This window comes from Amycolatopsis sp. NPDC114504 (assembly GCF_055633595.1).
Genome location: NZ_JBVKDU010000003.1, coordinates 164,499 through 181,797 on the forward strand (window position 1 = coordinate 164,499; position 17,299 = coordinate 181,797).

15 protein-coding genes are annotated in these 17,299 nt (G+C 72.6%); 6 read left to right on the forward strand and 9 right to left on the reverse strand.

The features are described from left to right. Positions 1-46 precede the first annotated feature (46 nt). The 4 genes from cobC to ACZ7PG_RS22115 are packed head-to-tail and all read right to left on the reverse strand — an operon-like array spanning position 47 to position 4,950. Positions 47-1,063 carry an Rv2231c family pyridoxal phosphate-dependent protein CobC gene (gene cobC, locus ACZ7PG_RS22100; RefSeq protein WP_470240977.1) on the reverse strand — a complete coding sequence of 339 codons (1,017 nt, stop codon included), beginning with the start codon at positions 1,061-1,063 and terminating at the stop codon, positions 47-49. Next, positions 1,056-2,387: a cobyrinate a,c-diamide synthase gene (locus ACZ7PG_RS22105; protein ID WP_470240978.1), complete on the reverse strand. Its 1,332-nt coding sequence runs from the start codon at positions 2,385-2,387 to the stop codon at positions 1,056-1,058. Before ACZ7PG_RS22105 ends, cobC begins: the two co-directional genes overlap by 8 nt. Beyond that, a complete protein-coding gene (cobO, locus tag ACZ7PG_RS22110; protein WP_470240979.1) occupies positions 2,381-2,995 on the reverse strand; it encodes a cob(I)yrinic acid a,c-diamide adenosyltransferase in 615 nt (204 codons plus the stop codon). Before cobO ends, ACZ7PG_RS22105 begins: the two co-directional genes overlap by 7 nt. Further along, positions 2,995-4,950 (reverse strand): putative cobaltochelatase, encoded by a 1,956-nt coding sequence (locus ACZ7PG_RS22115; RefSeq protein ID WP_470240980.1) that lies wholly within the window; start codon positions 4,948-4,950, stop codon positions 2,995-2,997. Before ACZ7PG_RS22115 ends, cobO begins: the two co-directional genes overlap by 1 nt. A 173-nt stretch (positions 4,951-5,123) precedes the next feature. On the opposite strand from ACZ7PG_RS22115, the gene cbiE reads away from it, so the two are divergent. The 6 genes from cbiE to ACZ7PG_RS22145 are packed head-to-tail and all read left to right on the forward strand — an operon-like array spanning position 5,124 to position 12,555. Then, positions 5,124-6,251, forward strand: a complete 1,128-nt coding sequence (cbiE, locus tag ACZ7PG_RS22120; RefSeq protein WP_470242373.1) for a precorrin-6y C5,15-methyltransferase (decarboxylating) subunit CbiE — start codon at positions 5,124-5,126, stop codon at positions 6,249-6,251. A 49-nt stretch (positions 6,252-6,300) separates the two neighbouring features. Further along, positions 6,301-7,062 carry a precorrin-4 C(11)-methyltransferase gene (gene cobM / locus ACZ7PG_RS22125; protein ID WP_470240981.1) on the forward strand — a complete coding sequence of 254 codons (762 nt, stop codon included), beginning with the start codon at positions 6,301-6,303 and terminating at the stop codon, positions 7,060-7,062. After that, on the forward strand, positions 7,059-8,072 hold the full coding sequence (locus ACZ7PG_RS22130; protein WP_470240982.1) for a Gfo/Idh/MocA family protein: 1,014 nt from the start codon (positions 7,059-7,061) through the stop codon (positions 8,070-8,072). The genes cobM and ACZ7PG_RS22130 overlap by 4 nt, the downstream gene beginning before the upstream one ends. Further along, positions 8,069-8,788: a cobalt-precorrin-6A reductase gene (locus tag ACZ7PG_RS22135; protein WP_470240983.1), complete on the forward strand. Its 720-nt coding sequence runs from the start codon at positions 8,069-8,071 to the stop codon at positions 8,786-8,788. The genes ACZ7PG_RS22130 and ACZ7PG_RS22135 overlap by 4 nt, the downstream gene beginning before the upstream one ends. Next, entirely contained in the window at positions 8,785-9,444 is a 660-nt protein-coding gene (gene bluB, locus ACZ7PG_RS22140; RefSeq protein WP_470240984.1) for a 5,6-dimethylbenzimidazole synthase, read from the forward strand. Before ACZ7PG_RS22135 ends, bluB begins: the two co-directional genes overlap by 4 nt. Before the next feature lie 18 nt (positions 9,445-9,462). After that, positions 9,463-12,555, forward strand: a complete 3,093-nt coding sequence (locus tag ACZ7PG_RS22145; RefSeq protein WP_470240985.1) for an arabinosyltransferase domain-containing protein — start codon at positions 9,463-9,465, stop codon at positions 12,553-12,555. Between the two features lie 35 nt (positions 12,556-12,590). Here ACZ7PG_RS22145 and ACZ7PG_RS22150 read toward each other — a convergent pair whose 3' ends face one another. The 5 genes from ACZ7PG_RS22150 to ACZ7PG_RS22170 form a co-directional block, all read right to left on the reverse strand. Next, positions 12,591-13,331, reverse strand: a complete 741-nt coding sequence (locus ACZ7PG_RS22150; RefSeq protein WP_470240986.1) for a hypothetical protein — start codon at positions 13,329-13,331, stop codon at positions 12,591-12,593. Between the two features lie 88 nt (positions 13,332-13,419). After that, positions 13,420-14,145, reverse strand: a complete 726-nt coding sequence (locus ACZ7PG_RS22155; protein WP_470240987.1) for a GNAT family N-acetyltransferase — start codon at positions 14,143-14,145, stop codon at positions 13,420-13,422. Then, positions 14,124-15,614 (reverse strand): precorrin-2 C(20)-methyltransferase, encoded by a 1,491-nt coding sequence (locus ACZ7PG_RS22160; RefSeq protein ID WP_470240988.1) that lies wholly within the window; start codon positions 15,612-15,614, stop codon positions 14,124-14,126. The genes ACZ7PG_RS22155 and ACZ7PG_RS22160 overlap by 22 nt, the downstream gene beginning before the upstream one ends. Then, complete coding sequence (locus ACZ7PG_RS22165) at positions 15,611-16,234, reverse strand: precorrin-8X methylmutase (protein WP_470240989.1); 624 nt, start codon at positions 16,232-16,234, stop codon at positions 15,611-15,613. The genes ACZ7PG_RS22160 and ACZ7PG_RS22165 overlap by 4 nt, the downstream gene beginning before the upstream one ends. Next, the gene (locus ACZ7PG_RS22170; RefSeq protein WP_470240990.1) at positions 16,231-17,295 is read right to left on the reverse strand and encodes a precorrin-3B synthase; all 1,065 of its coding nucleotides are present in this window, start codon (positions 17,293-17,295) and stop codon (positions 16,231-16,233) included. Before ACZ7PG_RS22170 ends, ACZ7PG_RS22165 begins: the two co-directional genes overlap by 4 nt. Positions 17,296-17,299 lie beyond the last annotated feature (4 nt).

Below are 17,299 nucleotides of genomic sequence, written 5' to 3' on the forward strand. Positions count from 1 at the left end.
GCGATACCCACTCTCGGCGGTGGTGGCGACAGCCCCCTGTCGGTGTTTACGAAACTTCGCGCAGCTTTTCCAGGAACGCGTCGGTCACCGCACGATCGCGGACCGCCAGGCGCAGGTGGTCCGGGCCGAGACCCGGGAACGTGTCTCCTCGCCGGACCGCGTAGCCCGCCTCCCGCAGCCGCGCCCGCAGGGACGCGCCATCGGAGACTCGGACCAGCACGAACGGGCCGCGCGGGTCGCCCAGTACGGGGACGCCCGCCTCCGCCAGGCCGGACACCAGGTACTCGCGGTCCGACTCCGCCGCGATCGCCAGCTTCTCCGCTTCCTCCACCGCGGACGGACGGCAGCACGCCACCGTCGCCACTCCGGCCAAAGTGGACACCGACCACGGCACCTGCACCGCGCGCAGCCGTTCGATGACGTCCGCCGGAGCGAGCACGTACCCCGCCCGCAGCCCGGCCAGGCCCCACGTCTTCGTCAGGCTGCGCAGCACGACGACGCCCGGGACACCGGCCGCCAAACTTTCGCTTTCGCCGGGGACCGCGTCCAGGAACGCCTCGTCGACCACCAGCAGCCGCCCGGGCCGCGTCAACGCCAGCAAGGCGGAAGCGGGGTGCAACACCGACGTCGGGTTCGTCGGATTGCCCACGAACACCAGGTCGGCGTCGGACGGGACCAGCGCCGGGTCCAGCACGAAACCGTCCTCTTCGGACAATACGACCCGTGAGACGGCGTGACCCGCCGCTCGCAAAGCGGCTTCCGGCTCGGTGAACTGCGGGTGCACGACCACCGCATGGCGAGGCCGCAGTGCCGACGCCAGCAGCGTGAACGCCTCCGCCGCACCCGCTGTGACCAGGACTTCTTCCACAGCACGGCCGTGCCGCGAAGCGACCGCCCGCGAAGCCTCCACAGTGGACGGATAAGCCGCCAGGGAGTCCAAAGCGGACGCCAGCTCCTGCCGCAGCCACGCGGGCGGCCGGGGCAGCCGAACGTTCACGGCGAGGTCGACCAGCCCCGGCCCGACCTCGCGGTCGCCGTGGTGGTGCAGGTCGTAGTCAGGCATAGGCCCGGACCCGCGCCGCGAACCGCCGGGCCAGCTCGGGATATCCGGCCCAGTGGACGTGCAGGTAGGACGCGTGCAGCGTCGGCGACGCGAAGCCGTCCAGCTGCCGGTCCCAGCCCCAGGCCGCCGATGCGCCGTGCGACGGCGTGACCTCGGTGCGGTGGAACTCGTGCCCGGTGACGCGCTGCCCCGCCGTGGCCAGGACGTTGTCCTCGACGGCGACCGCACGCCGGTAGCCGAGCTTGCCGCGCGCGGTCATCTTCGCGTCCGCGGGCAGCGCGCCGACCATCGGCACGCCGTCCAGCGACTGGCACAGGTACAGCAGGCCGGCGCATTCCGCGCTCACCGGCATGCCGCGGGAAATCGCCGAAGCCACTTCGAGCCGCAACGCCGTGTTCGCCGACAGTTCCGCCGCGTGCACCTCGGGGAACCCGCCGCCGAAGTACAACCCGGCACACCCATCGGGCAAGGCCTGGTCACGCAACGGATCGACGTCGACCACGTCGACACCGCAGGCGGCCAGCAGCTCGACGTTCTCGGTGTAGCGGAAGGTGAACGCCGGTCCGCCGGCGGCGGCGACCGTCACGCGCGGACCGTCCACACCGGACGGTGACCACGCCGGAGCAGAAAGCCGCGAAGCCCCGGACGCGATCCGGACGATCGCTTCGAGGTCGACGCCCTCCCGCACCCACGCGGCCAGCGACGGCAGCACGCGCTGCGCGTCGACGGCCCGTTCGGCCGCCGGGACGAGCCCGAGGTGCCGGCTCGGCGCGTGGATCTCTTCGTTGCGGTACAACGCTCCCAGCAGCGGGACGCCGGTGGCCTCCAGCGCGGACGCGATCTCGTCGCGGTGCCGCTGCGAGCCGAGCTTGTTGAGGATGACCCCGGCCAGCCGCACCCGCGTGTCGTAGGAAGCGAACCCGAGCACGGTCGCCGCGACACTGCGCGACGCCGCCGACGCGTCCACCACCAGCACCACCGGCGCGTCCAGGAGCCGGGCGACGTGCGCGGTCGAGGCGTAGCCCTCGGTGCCCAGCGCGCCGTCGAACAGGCCCATCACGCCCTCGATGACGGCGATGTCGGCGTCGCGAGAACCGTGGCGCAGCAAGGGAACCAGCTGGTCTTCGCCCTGCAGGAACGGGTCCAGGTTGCGCGCGGGGCGTCCGGTCGCCAGCGCGTGGTAGCTCGGGTCGATGAAGTCGGGGCCGACCTTGTGCCCGGAGACGCGGTGCCCCGCTTCGCGCAGCGCCGCCATCAGCCCGGCGGCGATGGTGGTCTTGCCGTGCCCCGAACCGGGCGCGGCGACGACCACGCGCGCTACCACTCGATCCCCCGCTGGCCCTTCTGGCCGGCGTCCATCGGGTGCTTGACCTTGGTCATCTCGGCGACGAGGTCGGCGGCCTCGACCAGCTCGGGCGGCGCGTACCGGCCGGTGATGACGACGTGCTGGTGCCCGGGCCGCGAGACCAAAGTGGACACGACGTCGTCGACTTCGAGCCAGCCCCACTTGAGCAGGTAGGAGAACTCGTCGAGGACGTAGAAGTCGTGCGTTTCGGCGGCGAGCCGGCGCTTGATCTCCGCCCAGCCTTCCCGGGCGTTCGCGGCGTGGTCCTCGTCGGTGCCGGCCTTGCGCGCCCAGCTCCAGCCCTCGCCCATCTTGTGCCACTCGACCGGCCCGCCCTCGCCGGTGTCGTCGTGCAGCTTGCCCAGCGCGCGGAACGCGGCTTCCTCGCCGACGCGCCACTTCGCCGACTTGACGAACTGGAACACCCCGATCGACCAGCCCTGGTTCCAGGCGCGCAGCGCCATCCCGAACGCGGCGGTCGACTTGCCCTTCATCTCGCCGGTGTGCACGGCGAGCAGCGGCCGGTTGCGACGCTGGCGCGTGGTCAGCCCGTCGGCCGGGACGACGTCCGGCTTTCCCTGCGGCATCAGGCGGCCTTCCCGGTCCGGGCGCGGACGGCGTCGGCCAGCGACTCGGCGGCGACGTCGGCCAGGGGCACGTGCTCCGCACCGAGGTGGACGGCCAGGTCGGCGGCCAGGCCGAGCCGCATCTTGCCGCTCTCGCAGTCCATGACGATGGTGGTGACGCCGGTGAGCAGCCCGGCCGCGGCCTGGGCGCGCGCGACGGCGTCGGGGCCGCTGGTGGCGCGGCCGTCGGTGACGACGACCAGCAGCGGGCGGCGCCGCGGGTCGCGGATCTCCTCGACGCGCAGCACCCGCGCGGCTTCCAGGAGGCCTTCGGCGAGGGGCGTCCGGCCGCCGGTCGGCAGGCCTTCGAGGCGGGACGCGGCCGCGTCGACGCTGATGGTCGGCGGCAGCGCGAGCTCGGCTTCGCTGCCGCGGAAGGTGACGAGCCCGACCTTGTCGCGGCGCTGGTAGGCGTCGAGCAGCAGGGACAGGACCGCGGACTTGACCTCGCGCATCCGCGCCTTCGCGCCCATCGAGCCGGACGCGTCGACGCAGAACAGCACGAGGTTGCCTTCGCGGCCTTCGCGCAGCGCGAAGCGGAGGTCCTGCCTGCGCAGCTTCAGCCCGGCACCGTCGCGGCCACGGGCTTTCTGGTGCGGCGCCGCGGCTTTCACGGTCGCGACCAGGTGCGGCCGCCCGTCCCGGACGCTCGGCGGCTGGACGCCGATGGTGCGGCCGCTGTCGGTGATCGCGCGCGAACGACGTCCTCGCTCGCCTTCGCCGGTGCCCTTGACGCGGAACACGCGGGCCTTGAACGTCTCGCCGGCGCCGACGGTCTTCTGCTGCCCGCCGTTCTGCTTCTGCTGCGGCTCGCCCCGCGGCGCGTCCCCCTGCGGAACATCCTGGGGTGCTTCGTCCGGCGTCGAGCCCGAGCCGGGACCGTCGTCCTCCGGGCCCGGCTGCTGTGACGACTCGGCGTCCTGAAGTGCCTGCTCCAGCTGCTCTTCCGAGATGCCGGGGGCGTCGAACGGGTTGCGGCGGCGGCGGTGCGGCAGCGCGAGCCGCGCGGCGACGCGGACGTCGTCGGTGGTCACCTCGTCGCGGCCGGCCCAGGCCGCGTGCGCGACGGCGGTGCGCGCGGTGACGATGTCCGCGCGCATGCCGTCGACCTCGAAGGACGCGCAGATCTCGGCGATCTGGCGCAGCGCGTCGTCGGGGAGTTTCACGGCCGGCAAAAGCTTCTGCGCCGACTCGATCTCTTCGGCCAGGTGGGCGTCATCGGCGGCGTACCGCTGGGCGAAACCGTCCGGATCGGCTTCGTAGGCAAGCCGGCGCCGGACGACCTCGACGCGCTGCTCCGGGTCGCGGCTGGAGGCGACCTCGACGGTCAGCCCGAACCGGTCCAGCAGCTGCGGCCGCAGCTCGCCTTCCTCGGGGTTCATGGTACCGATCAGCACGAACCGCGCGGCGTGCGACACCGAGACGCCCTCGCGCTCGACGGTCGCGCGACCCATCGCGGCGGCGTCGAGCAGGGTGTCGACGAGGTGGTCGTGGAGCAGGTTGACCTCGTCGACGTAGAGCAGCCCGCGGTGCGCGGCGGCCAGCAGGCCCGGCTGGTAGTCCGTGACGCCTTCGCCCAGCGCGCGTTCCAGGTTCAGCGAGCCGACGACGCGGTCCTCGGCCGCGCCGACCGGCAGCTCGACCAGCTTCGCCGGCCGCCGGTGGCTCGTGGCCGCGTCGTGCGGGCCGTCCGGGCAGACCGGGTCGGGCGCCGCGGGATCGCAGGAGAACCGGCAGCCGTCGACGACGTCCACGCTCGGCAGCAGGCCGGCGAGCGCGCGGACCATGGTCGACTTCGCCGTGCCCTTCTCACCGCGCACCAGCACCCCGCCGACGGCGGGCGAAATCGAGGAGAGGACGAGCGCGAGGCGCAGGTCCGGCATCCCGACGACGGCGGTGAACGGGTACGGCTTCAACAGCACTCCTCCAGCTCGGCGACCGGCCGATCATCGCACAGCGCCCGGCTCGCTTAGGGTGGGAAATCGTGCGCGAAGAATCACTCCGACCTGCGACTGGACCCGCGGCCGCCCGCCAGGGCGACGGCGTTCCCGAGGGGTGGGAGCCCCGGGAACGCCGGGCACGGCTGACGGTGGTCGGGATCGGGGCCGACGGGTGGCCGGGCCTGTCCGAGCAGGCCCGGGCCCTGGTGCTCGGCGCCGACGTCGTGCTGGGCGCGCCGCGGCAGCTGGCCTACCTGCCCGGCGACGTCCCGGGCGAGCCGTGGCCGTCGCCGCTGCTGCCGGGGCTCGACGCGCTCATCGCCGAGCACGAAGGCGAGCGCATCTGCGTCCTGGCCAGCGGTGATCCGTTTTTGTCGGGGATCGGCACCACCTTGGTGGCCCATGGGTACGAGGTCGCGGCGCTGCCCGCGGTCTCGTCGGTGACGCTGGCCCGGGCGCGGCTGGGCTGGTCCGCCGAGGAGACCGAAGTGGTGTCGCTCGTCGGCCGGTCGCCGGCCCGTGTCGCCCGGGTGCTGGCGCCGGGGCGGCGGGTGCTCGTGCTGGGTGCCGACGCGGCGGCGTTGCGCTCCCTGCTGACCGTGCGCGGGTACGGCGAGAGCGAGCTGTTCGCGCTGGAGAACCTCGGCGGGCCGGAGGAGCGCATCACCGACGGCTGGGCCGGCGACCCCGGTCCGCTGACGGTGTTCGCGCTGACGTGCGAGGGCCCGGCGCTGCCGCTGATCGGCATCCCGGACGACGTGTATTCGCACGACGGTCAGCTGACGAAGCGCGACCTGCGGGTGTCGGCGCTGGCGCGGCTCGCGCCGTGCCCCGGCGAGCTGTTGTGGGACGTCGGCGCGGGCGCGGGCAGCGTCGGGATCGAGTGGTCGCGGCTGCACGAGCTGAACCGCGCCATCGCGATCGAGCAGGACCCGGACCGCGCCGAGCGGATCGGCCGGAACGCGCTCGACCTGGGCGTGCCGGAGCTGGAGGTGGTGACCGGCCCGGCCCCGGAGTCGTTGAGCGCGCTCCCGGCCCCGGACGCGATCTTCATCGGCGGCGGCCTGACGACCCCGGGCCTGCTGGACACGTGCCTGTCCACGGGCGCGCGGCTGGTGGCGCACGGGGTGACGCTGGAGGCCGAGCGGATCCTCGGCGACGTGTACGCCGAGCGAGGTGGTGAACTGCTGCGGATCGCCGTCGAACGCGCGGCGCCGCTCGGGGGCTTCACCGGGTGGACCCCCGCCCGCACCGTGACGCAGTGGAGCAGCCGATGACCGCACGTTCGCCCAGTGTCCGTGACCGCGCGACCGGTGGTGGCCGTCGATGACCGTGCACTTCGTCGGGGCCGGGCCGGGGGCCGCGGACCTCATCACCGTGCGGGGGCGGGACCTGCTCGCCCGCTGCGACGTCTGCCTTTACCCCGGCAGCATGACCCCGCCCGACCTGCTCGCGTACTGCCCGCCCGAGGCCACGCTGATCGACACCGCGAACCTCAGCCTCGAAGAAATCGTCGGAAAGCTCGTCGAAGCGCACGAAAACGGGCACGAGGTCGTCCGGCTGTGCTCCGGCGACCCGTCGCTCTACAGCGCCGTCGCCGAGCAGGCCCGGCGGCTCGACGCGAAGAACGTCCCTTACGACGTCGTACCCGGCGTACCCGCCTTCGCCGCTTCGGCCGCCGCGCTGAAACGCGAACTCACCGTGCCCGAAGTCGGGCAGAGCCTGGTGATCACCCGCGTCCAGGCGCGCTCCACCAAGATGCCGCCCAAGGAAACCCTCGCCGCCTTCGCCGCCACCGAGGCGACGCTCGCGCTGCACCTGGCGATCAACCACGTCGAGCGCGTCACCGAGGAGCTCACTCCCCACTACGGCGCCGACTGCCCCATCGCCGTCGTCGCGCTGGCGACCCAGCCCGGGGAGACCATCGTGCGCGGGGTGCTCGGCGAGCTCCCCCAGAGGGTCCGCGAAGCGGGGATGACCCGCGCTGCCACCATCTTCGTCGGCCGGGTGCTCGCCGCCGAGGGCTTCCCGGACAGCTTCCTCTATTCCAGTGCCCGCGACCGGGCCGACCAACCGGAGTCGTTGTGACAGAACTGCGTTGGGGCCTGCTGGCCGCCGGGACCATCGCCGCCCACTTCGCCGCGGGCGTCGACGAAAGCAAGCACGGCACGCTCGCCGCGGTCGCCGCACGCAACGGCGACCGCGCCCGCGACTTCGCCACCCGCTTCGAGATCCCCAAGGCCTACGGCAGCTACGAAGACCTCCTCGCCGATCCGGACATCGACGCCGTGTACGTCGCGACGCCGCACGCCCTGCACAAGGAATGGGCCATCGCCGCGGCCGAAGCCGGCAAGCACGTGCTGTGCGAAAAGCCGCTGACGCTCACCGCCGCCGACGCCGAGGAGGTCATCGACGCGGCTCGCACCAACGACGTCTTCCTCATGGAGGCGTTCATGTACCGCCTGCACCCGCAGACGCGGCGGCTGGTCGAGCTGATCGCGAGCGGCGCGATCGGCGAGGTCCGCGCGGTCGACACGACGTTCTCCTTCGACAGCAACCCGGAGGAGACCGCCCGCCTGTCCGACCCGGCGCTCGGCGGCGGCGGGATCCTCGACGTCGGCTGCTACTGCACGTCGCTGGCGCGGCTGGTCGCCCAGGCCGCGACCGGGCAGGACGTCGTCGAGCCGACCGAGGTCAGCGGGATGGCGAAACTCTCCCCGCAAGGCGTCGACGAGTACGCGACCGGCCTGCTCCGGCTGCCCGGCGACATCCTCGCGACGATCTCCTGCGGCATCCGCCTCACCCGCGAGGACGGCATCCGCGTGTTCGGCACGCGCGGGCAGCTGTACGTGCCGGAGCCCGCGTGGATCCACCCGCTGCGCAAGCCGGGCGTCTCCCGGATCGTCCTGACACCGGCCGACGGCGAGCCGGAGGTCATCGAGGTCGAAGCGACCCAGGGCGTCTTCGCGCGCGAAGCGGACCACGTCGCCGCGCACGTCGGCGACCGGCAGGCACCCGAGCTGACCTGGGCCGAGACGCTGGCCAACATGCGCACCCTGGACCGGTGGCGCGAAGCCGTCGGGTACGGCAAGTCGTGATCCTCATCCTCGGGGGAACGGGCGAAGCGCGAAAGCTCGCCGAAGAGCTCGTAAGAAGCGAAGTGCGCGTTGTGTCTTCGCTCGCGGGACGCGTCGCGAGGCCGAGGCTCCCGGTCGGCGAAGTACGCGTAGGCGGCTTCGGCGGCCCGGAAGGTCTCGCGGCCTGGCTGCGCGAGAACGACGTGAAGGCCGTCGTGGACGCGACGCACCCCTTCGCCGAGCGCATCGGCGCGAACGCGGCGAAAGCGGCGGAAACCACACGGACTCCCCTGCTGCGGCTGGCCCGGCCGGGCTGGACTCCGGGCGAAAACGACGTCTGGCACTGGGCGGACGACCTCGAAGACGCCGCGAAGAAGCTCCCCGGACTGGGAAACCGCGTCTTCCTCACCAGCGGCCGCCAGGGCCTCCCGGCCTTCGCGCACCTCGACGACCTGTGGTTCCTGATCCGCTGCGTCGACCCGCCCGAGCCGCCGCTGCCCCGCCGGCACGAGCTGATCCTCGCGCGCGGGCCGTACGAAGTCGCCGCCGAACGCGCACTGCTCCACCGCACCGACGTCCTGGTCACCAAGGACTCCGGCGGCACGCAGACCAGCGCGAAGCTGACGGCGGCGCGCGAACTGGGCAAACCCGTCCTCCTGGTCCGGCGACCGCCGCGACCGGAGACGGAGACCGCCGCAACCGTGGCCGACGCCGTCGAATGGGTCCTGAACCGATGATCGAAGAGTTCTACGAAGTCCTGCGCAAGCGCCGGGACGTCCGCGGCGAGTTCACCGGCGAGCCGATCCCCGACGACACCCTGCTCAGGATCCTCGAGGCCGCGCACGCCGCGCCGAGCGTCGGGCTCACCCAGCCCTGGGACTTCGTGCTGGTCGACGACCACGCGACGCGCGAGACGTTCGCGAAGCACGTCCACGAGGAGCGAGAGGTCTTCGCGGAGCAGCTCACCGAAGACCGCGCGAGCACCTTCGCGAACATCAAGATCGAGGGCATCCTCGAGTCGAGCCTCGGCATCGTCGTCACCTACGACCCGGCGCGTGGCGCGCCCGACGTCCTCGGCCGGCACGCCATCGCCGACGCCGGCCTCTACTCGGTGTGCCTCGCGATCCAGAACCTCTGGCTCGCCGCCACCGCCGAAGGCCTCGGCGTCGGCTGGGTCAGCTTCTACCGGGAGCCGTTCCTGGGCGAACTGCTGGGCGTTCCGGACGGCGTCCGGCCGGTCGCGTGGCTCTGCGTCGGGCCGGTGAGCAAGCTGGAAACCGTGCCCGACCTGGAACGCCACGGCTGGCGCAGCCGCCGTCCCCTGACCGAGGCCCTGCACCACGGGCGCTTCACCCCGCGTGATCCGGGGGTTGCGTCAGCCGCCGACGTCTGACCCGTTAGCGTTGCGCCGATGCGTCTGATTGCCGTAGCGCTGGGGCTGCTCTCGGCCTTGTGCGCGCTGGCTTTCCCCTTCCTGCCGGTGGTGCAGGACACGGCGGAGGTCGTCTGGCCGACCGGCAGCGACACCCGCTCCGTCAACGCGCCCTTGACCGGGTACTGGGCCCAGGACCTGCGCGCCGAGCTGCCGTGCGCGGCCATCCGCTCGATCGACGCCCGCACCAGCGGCCCGGGCCTGCTCTTCGCCACCGTGCCGGACGGCCGCACCGACCCGAAGTCCGGCAAGGGCGTCGGGCTGCAGCTGCGCGTCGACAACGGCGTGCTGCTCGCCTCCAGCCAGGGCCAGCAGATCGCCCAGCAGCCGCTGCCCGCCGAGAAGTGCGACGTCGAGCTGGACGTCGACGCGACGCAGATGACCCTCGCCGTGGCCGGGACGCCGGTGTTCCACGCGAACGGCGACGTCCGGCCCCGCGTGGTCGGCATCTACTCCTCCCTCAACTCGAGCAAGGACCCGATCGCCGGCCTGCACGTCTCGGTCGTGCCGGACACGCGCTACCAGACGTCGCCGACCGCGCTGAAGATCATCGTCGGCGTGCTCGCCGTGCTGTCGCTGATCGGCTGCATGATCGCGGTCTGGCGCCGCGACTCCGGCTCCGCGAGACGCGCGCCGCGCTGGGCGCCGGTCGGCTGGTGGCGGCTGACGCTGCGGGACGCCACGGTGATCGTCGCGCTCGGCGCGTGGGTCTTCATCGGGCCGGTGACCTCGGACGACGGTTACATCTTGACGATGGCCCGGGTCACCGAGCAGACCGGCTTCCTCACGAACTACCACCGCTGGTTCGGCGTCGCCGAGGCGCCGTTCGGCTGGTTCTACCACGTCTTCGAGCTGATGGCGCACGTCAGCGTGGTGCCGCCGTGGATCCGGCTGCCGTCGTTCCTGCTCGGCGTCCTGAGCTGGCTGCTGATCAGCCGTGAGGTCATGCCGCGCCTGGGCGCCCAGGTCCGCACCAGCCGCCCGGCCAGCTGGGCCGCGGCGACGGTGTTCCTGGTCTGGTGGATGCCCTACAACAACGGCGTCCGGCCCGAACCGGTCGCCGCGCTCGGGTCGCTGCTGGCGATCTGCGCCGTCGAGCGCACCCTGGTGACGCGGCGGCTGCTGCCGCTGTGCCTCGGCCTGACCGCGGCCGGGTTCACTCTCGCCGCGACGCCGACCGGGCTGATCGCGGTGGCACCGTTCCTGGTCGCCGCGCGGCCGCTGTTCAAGCTGATCCGCCAGCGCGCCACCGAGTCCGGCTGGCTTCCGGTGCTCGCGCCGATCGCCGCGGCGGGGCTGCTGGTGCTCGTCGTCGTGTTCGCCGACCAGACGTTCGCGACGGTCCAGGAGGCCACCCGGATCCGGACCCAGGTGGGCCCGAACCTGTCGTGGTTCCAGGAGCTCGCGCGGTACCAGCTGTTGTTCGCCGACCTGCCGGACGGCTCCGCGCCACGCCGGTTCCCGGTGCTCCTGGTCGTGCTGTGCACCGCCACCTGCCTGGTGATGCTGCTGCGTCGCGGCCGCATCCAGGGCGCGTCGCTCGGCCCCGCGCGCCGCCTGATCGGCACGACGGCACTGTTCTTCCTGCTGCTGGCCCTGACGCCGACGAAGTGGACGCACCACTTCGGCGCGTTCGCCGCGGTCGGGGCGTCGATGGCGGCGTTGACGGCGCTCGCGACGAGTTCGACCGTGCTGCGGTCGAAACGCAACCGCGCCGCCTTCCTGGCCGGGCTGCTGGTCGTCGGCGCGCTGGCCGCGACCGGCCCGAACACGTACTGGTTCGTCTCGCGCCTCGGCGTCCAGTGGACGAACGTGGCGCCGTCGATCGGCGGCATCGGCCTGTCCACGATCCTGCTGGTGGCCGCGGCCGTCGCCGGGATCTACGCGTTCGTCGAGAACGTCCGCGCGCACCGGCCGGGGCTGCCGGCCCAGCCGCAGGAGGGCAGGCTGCGCGCGCTGCGGCTCGGGTCGCTGTCGCTGGTGGTGGTCTGCGGCCTGGTGGCGGCGGGCGAGTTCGCCACGATGGCGTGGGCGATCCACAACCAGGCCGGCAGCTACAGCCTCGGCGCGGCGAACGTCGGGCACCTGTTCGGCAAGAGCTGCAACCTGTCCGACCACGTGATGGTGGAGCGCGACGCGGCGACGAGCATCCTGCACCCGCAGACCGAGCAGCGGACGGTCGCGGAGAAGCCCAAGGAGCCCAACTCCCCGCTGCCGAACCCCGACCAGGACAACGGCCGCGTCCAGACCGGCTTCCACACCCGCGCGGTCGACGACAAGGACCCGCTGGCCGAGCCGCCGCACGGGTTCACCCCGGAGACCGTGCCGATGTGGTCGAGCTACCTCGACCAGGAGACGCGCGCGGGCCGCCTGCGCAGCGACTGGTACGCGCTGACGGAGAAGCCGGCGGACGGCCAGATCGTGGTGGCGACGGCCGGCGAGGCCCGCCGCCCGACGTCGGTGAGCCTCGACTACGGCGTCAACACCCCGGAGGGCGTGAAGGTGCTGCGCAGCCAGTTCATGCTCCCGCCGGGCTCAGGCACGGGCGGCTGGAACGACACCCGCATCAACCTGCGCGACCTCCCCCCGGAGACGAACGCGGTCCGCATCAACATCGTCGACAACGACCTGACGGAGGACGGCTGGATCGCGGCGTCGGCCCCGCGCGTCCCGACGTTCACGACGCTGACGGACAAGATCGGTTCGAAGCCGGTGTACGTCGACTGGCCGGCGTCGTTCGTGTACCCGTGCGTCCAGCCGGTGACGTCCCACGACGGCATCTCGCAGGTCCCGGAGTACCGCATCACGGCGGGCGGCCTGGCGGACGAGGCGGAGTGGGCGTCGTCGACCAACGGCGGGCCGATCGGGTGGCTGGAGGAGCTGGCCGAGGAGCCCGAGGTCCCGAGCTACCTGATCGGGCAGCCGAGCCAGTCGTGGGGCCAGCTGCTGCAGATCGAGCCGTTCACGGAGGGCATCGCGCCGACGGTGGTGCACGGGGAGAAGACCGTACCGGGCTGGTGGTCCCCGGGCCCGGGGCCGAGCCAGCCCAACGGCAAGGACCCGACCCGCTAGGTCGCCCGCGGTTGGGAGGCGCGCGAGAACCGACCTCAAGACCTCAAGCGGAAATGCTCGTTTCTCAGGCGGTCGATGAGTTCTTTACCGAGGTCCGTCAACGCGTAGTGAGCGCCTCCAGCTACGGAAAAGTAAGTGTTCTCGGTGGAGTTGACGATCAGTTGCTGGGACTCCAGAGAGTTCAACAGCATGCGGACCACTGGAGCGAGGTCGGGTAAGCCGGCGATCAGGTTGTTGCGACTGCAGACGTTCCGTTCGTTCTCCTCCTGAGTCGCTCCACTATCGAGCTGCACGGTCGGCCACTCTTCGATCTTGACCATGACCTCGATGTGCTCCTTCTCGATCGACTCCAGGACCTGGGTCAACATGCGGTCTTTGACCCGTTCGTTCCTCGGTGCGTTGACAGACCTAGCAACGATGGCGGCCAAGACGGCGATCTTTTCCTCGAACCTCGCTTTTGCCGCGGCGTCCATCCCGCGCATGACGAGATCGGCCAAGTCTTCGTCACTGTCAAGGGCGGCCTTCAGCTCTTGCAGACTCACTCCCTGGTGCTCGACCACCGTTTGCAGCAGCCTCAACTGCCTGCTTTGGCGGATGGCCTGGGTCCCGTTGATGATTTCGACGACAGCGCCGCCCCCTGGGAGGAGGCCGAGAGCAGCCTTGCCGACGGTCCAGAAAGCGATCTTGTCTTCCTCGGCGGAGTTTTCCCTGGCGAGCGCATCGGCCGCTCCCTTGTCGTCGGGAGGCCCGGGCAGATTCTGACTGGCGTCGGCCATCGATCCCTCCGAAGGCGATTCGAAAGCGGCTGCGTGACCGCAAAATCGATCTTCTGGCCGTGAGCGTTACTAGGAAGGACCCGACCCGCTAGGGCTTGGTCCACGCCGTCCGGCGGTGGAGGCGGAAGCCGGCCCGCTCCAGGTTCGCCACGCTCGGTGAGCCGGGGCGGGCCGTCGCCACCGCCAGCGTGCAGCCCTCGGCCGCCGCCGCTTCGAGGCGGCGGCGCAGCAACTCCGGCTGCGCTCCCCGGCCGCGGAACTCGGGCAACGTCGACGCCGCCCCCAGGATCGCGACACCCGCGTCGATCGTCATGCCCGCGGCCGCGATCGGCGTCTCCCCTTCCCGCAGCAGGAAGCGCCGCATGGTCGGGAGCCGGTGCTCCGCGGCCATGTACTCCGCCACCGGCCCGCTCACCTCGAACCCGGCCAGCAGGACGCGCTGGAACACCTGCGCGTCCGCGACGTCCGCAGGCGAAGCCGGCGCGGGCGCCAGCCGGCGGACGGCCAGGAATCGCTCCCCCGCCGGCACCAGGCCCGGCACCGGCAGCCCGGCCGGGGCCACGACGGTCGGGGCGACCTCGTCCCAGCCGGGCGACCCCAGCAACCCGGCCACCTCGGGCAGCGTCTCCGGCGTCACCCCGGTCACCGTCGACAGGTACGCGAGCGTGGGGTCGGTCGCCAGCACCGCCAGCAACCCCGCGTGCTCCCACGCGCGGAACCGGCCCGGCACTCCCGCCGCCGACGCCGCCTCGCCCGCCGCCGACGCCCGGCGGTGCAACGCGCGCTCGGCCGTCAATAGCTGCGCGGAGTCCACACCACGCCGTTCTCGGCGCGGGTCTTCGACGAACCCACGATCAGCAGGCAACGCATGTCCACTGTGGACGGATCGAGGTCACCCAGCGTCGTGACGCGGATGTCCTCCTCCGGGCCGCCGACGTCCCGGGCGACGACCACCGGCGTCGACGGCGCGCGGTGGCGGAGCAGCACGTCCCGGGCGGAAGCCAGCTGAGTCGTCCGGGAGCGCGACGCCGGGTTGTACAGCGCCAGCACCAGATCCGCAGCACCCGCCGCGTCCAGGCGCTTCTCGATGATCTCCCACGGCTTCAACCGATCGGACAGCGACAGCACGCAGTAGTCGTGCCCGAGCGGCGCGCCGACGCGGGACGCCGCTGCCTGCGCCGCCGTCACGCCCGGGACGATCCGCACCCGGACGCCCGCGCCGTGCCCCGACGACACCTGCTCCAGCACCGCCGACGCCATCGCGAACACCCCCGGGTCACCCGAGGAAACGACCGCGACCCGCGCGCCCGAAACGGCCAGCGACAAGGCCTCCCGAGCCCGGTCCGCCTCGACGCGGTTGCCCGACGCGTGCCGCTGCTGGCCCGCCTTCTGCGGCACGCGCGCGACATACGGCCCGTACCCGACGACGTGCTCGGCGGCCGAAAGCTCCGCCGCGGCCTCGGGCGTCAGCCACTCCGGACCGGCCGGGCCGAGCCCGACCACGACGACCTCGCCCGAGCCCTCGGCAACCGGGGCCGGAGCGGGCGCAGGCGAAACGCGCGACGAATAAGCCGGCGAAGGCAGCAGCGCCAAGGAGAAGTACGGCACCGTCGCAGGATCGACCGAAGCGAGGGGCTCGATCCGCTGCTGCCCCCAGGTCGCGCGCTCGATGAAGACGGCGTCGTCCAGCTTTCCGGCCTCTTCGAACGCCTCGCGCACCGAACCGAACGTGCGGCCCAGCTTCAGCACCGCCGCCGCGTCGGTGTCCGCGAGCCGCCGGGCCAGTTCGGGCGCCGGGAGCGTGCCCGGCAGCACCGTCAGGACCTCGTCGCGCTGCACCAGTGGCCGGCCGAGCACCGACGACGCCGCGCTCACCGACGTCACGCCGGGCACGACGACCGCGTCGAACCGCCCGGAAAGCCGTTCGTGCATGTACATGTACGAGCCGTAGAAGAACGGGTCGCCTTCGCAGAGGAGGACGACGTCGCGCCCCGCGTCGAGGTGCTCGGCGAGCCGCTTCGCGCTCAGCTCGTAGAAGTCCGCGATCGCGCCCTCGTAGCCGCCGGGGTGGTCGGTCGTCTCGGTCGTGACCGGGTAGACGAGCTTCTCCTCGACCTGGCCCTCGCGCAGGTACGGCTCGGCGACCGACCGCGCGATGCTGCGCCCGTGCCGCGCGCAGTGGTAGGCGATCACCGACGCTTCGGAGATCAGCCGCGCCGCCTTGACCGTCATCAGTTCCGGGTCGCCGGGGCCGAGCCCGACGCCGTAGAGCGTCCCGGTCATTCTTCGGCGCTCGCGAGGGCGTTGATGGCCGCGACGGCCATCGCGCTGCCGCCACGACGGCCGTGCACCACGAGATAAGGTGCCGGCGCCCGCTTGGCGAGCTCCACTTTGGACTCGACCGCCCCGACGAACCCGACCGGCACGCCGATGATCGCCGCGGGCGCGCCGACGCCTTCGTCGAGGATCTCCAGCAGCCGGAACAGCGCGGTCGGCGCGTTGCCGATCGCGACGACCGAGCCGGGCAGCCTGTCGCGCCACAGTTCCAGGGCCGCCGCCGACCGCGTGGTGCCCATCCGCTCGGCGAGCCCCGGCACCGAAGGGTCGGACAGCGTGCAGACGACTTCGTTGCCCGCGGGCAGACGACGCCGCGTGACGCCGCTCGCGATCATCTGCGCGTCGCACAGGATCGGCGCGCCCGCTTCGAGCGCCGCTCGGCCGGACTCGACGACGTCGAGGGTGTAACGCAGGTCGTCGACCAGATCGACCATGCCGCAGGCGTGGATCATCCGGACCGCCAGGCCCGCCACGTCGTCGGGCAGGATCGCCAGGTCCGCCTCCTCGCGGATCGTGGCGAACGAGTGCCGGTAGATCTCGGCACCGTCCCGCAGGTAGTCGATCACAGCTTCCCTTTCAGCTCTTCGAGCGGCACCCAGCGGCCGTCGATGCGATAGCCGCCCGCTTCGGCGACGACGTCCACATGGGACTGCGACGGCTTCCCGCACCGCCGTTCACAGCCCGAGAAGTGCGCGCGCAGGCCCGGCCGGAAGACGGCGTCGGCCCGCACGTCGGCGCGCGACTTCGCGCAGCCGGGACGCCCGACGCACGCGCTCGTGCCGAGCGGCACGCCGCCGAAGCCCAGCCGCTCGAAGACGTCGGCGGGCACGTCCGGCAGGACCACGGACTTCCACGGCGTGACCAGCGCGGGGCCGAACTCCGCCAGGGCGCGGGCCTGCTCGGCGGTCAGCTGCCCGAAACGCGGCACGACCCCCGCCGCGACCCCGGCGATCATCCCGACGGGCACCGAGACGTCACCCCGCGGCACCGGCGTCCCCCGCCAGGCGGGGTCGTCGAGTTCGGCGACGCGCCAGGCGGATCCGCGCACCCGGCCGAACTCCAGCGCGACCTCGATCAGCGCGGAAACGGCGTCGGCGAGACGCACCCGACGTCCGGTATCGCCCCCGGCGAGCAGCAGGGTTCCTTCGTCCGCGTCGAGCGCGCGCCAGCAGACGTCGGCGCCTTCCCCGGCGACGTCACCGCGGCCGTCGTCGAAGGCGAAGAGGAACCGACCGGGCAGCGAGGCCAGCTCCGGCGTCGAACACAGCACGGCATCGAGCGACGCGGCCAGCCCCCGGACGTCGGCGAGGCCACCGTGAAGCCCGCTCAACGGCGAGGCCAGCACGTTCCGGACCCGCTCGTGGGACGGCGAGGGCAGGAGCCCCGCGTCGGTCAGCCGCGCCGCGAGGCCGGGCCGGGTGACGCCGCGCAGCTGGACGCTGCCGCGCGAGGTGAGGTGGAGGTCGCCGTCGCCGCACTCTTCGGCGGCGTCCGCCAACGCGCGCAGCTGCGCTGCGGAAATCGTGCCGCCCGGCAGGCGCACGCGGGCCAACGGGCCGTCGGCGGCGTCGTGGGGTGCGAAAACACCCGGGCACGCGTCGGCTCGCGCACGTGCTGGGGTCGGCATGGGG

Excerpts from the sequence above, each read along its gene's own strand:
- cobC (WP_470240977.1), bottom strand. The coding sequence starts at position 1,063 with ATGCCTGACTACGACCTGCACCACCACGGCGACCGCGAGGTCGGGCCG.
- cobO (WP_470240979.1), bottom strand. The coding sequence starts at position 2,995 with ATGCCGCAGGGAAAGCCGGACGTCGTCCCGGCCGACGGGCTGACCACG.
- cobM (WP_470240981.1), top strand. The coding sequence starts at position 6,301 with ATGACCGTGCACTTCGTCGGGGCCGGGCCGGGGGCCGCGGACCTCATC.
- bluB (WP_470240984.1), top strand. The coding sequence starts at position 8,785 with ATGATCGAAGAGTTCTACGAAGTCCTGCGCAAGCGCCGGGACGTCCGC.
- ACZ7PG_RS22145 (WP_470240985.1), top strand. The coding sequence starts at position 9,463 with ATGCGTCTGATTGCCGTAGCGCTGGGGCTGCTCTCGGCCTTGTGCGCG.
- ACZ7PG_RS22150 (WP_470240986.1), bottom strand. The coding sequence starts at position 13,331 with ATGGCCGACGCCAGTCAGAATCTGCCCGGGCCTCCCGACGACAAGGGA.
- ACZ7PG_RS22160 (WP_470240988.1), bottom strand. The coding sequence starts at position 15,614 with ATGACCGGGACGCTCTACGGCGTCGGGCTCGGCCCCGGCGACCCGGAA.
- ACZ7PG_RS22170 (WP_470240990.1), bottom strand. The coding sequence starts at position 17,295 with ATGCCGACCCCAGCACGTGCGCGAGCCGACGCGTGCCCGGGTGTTTTC.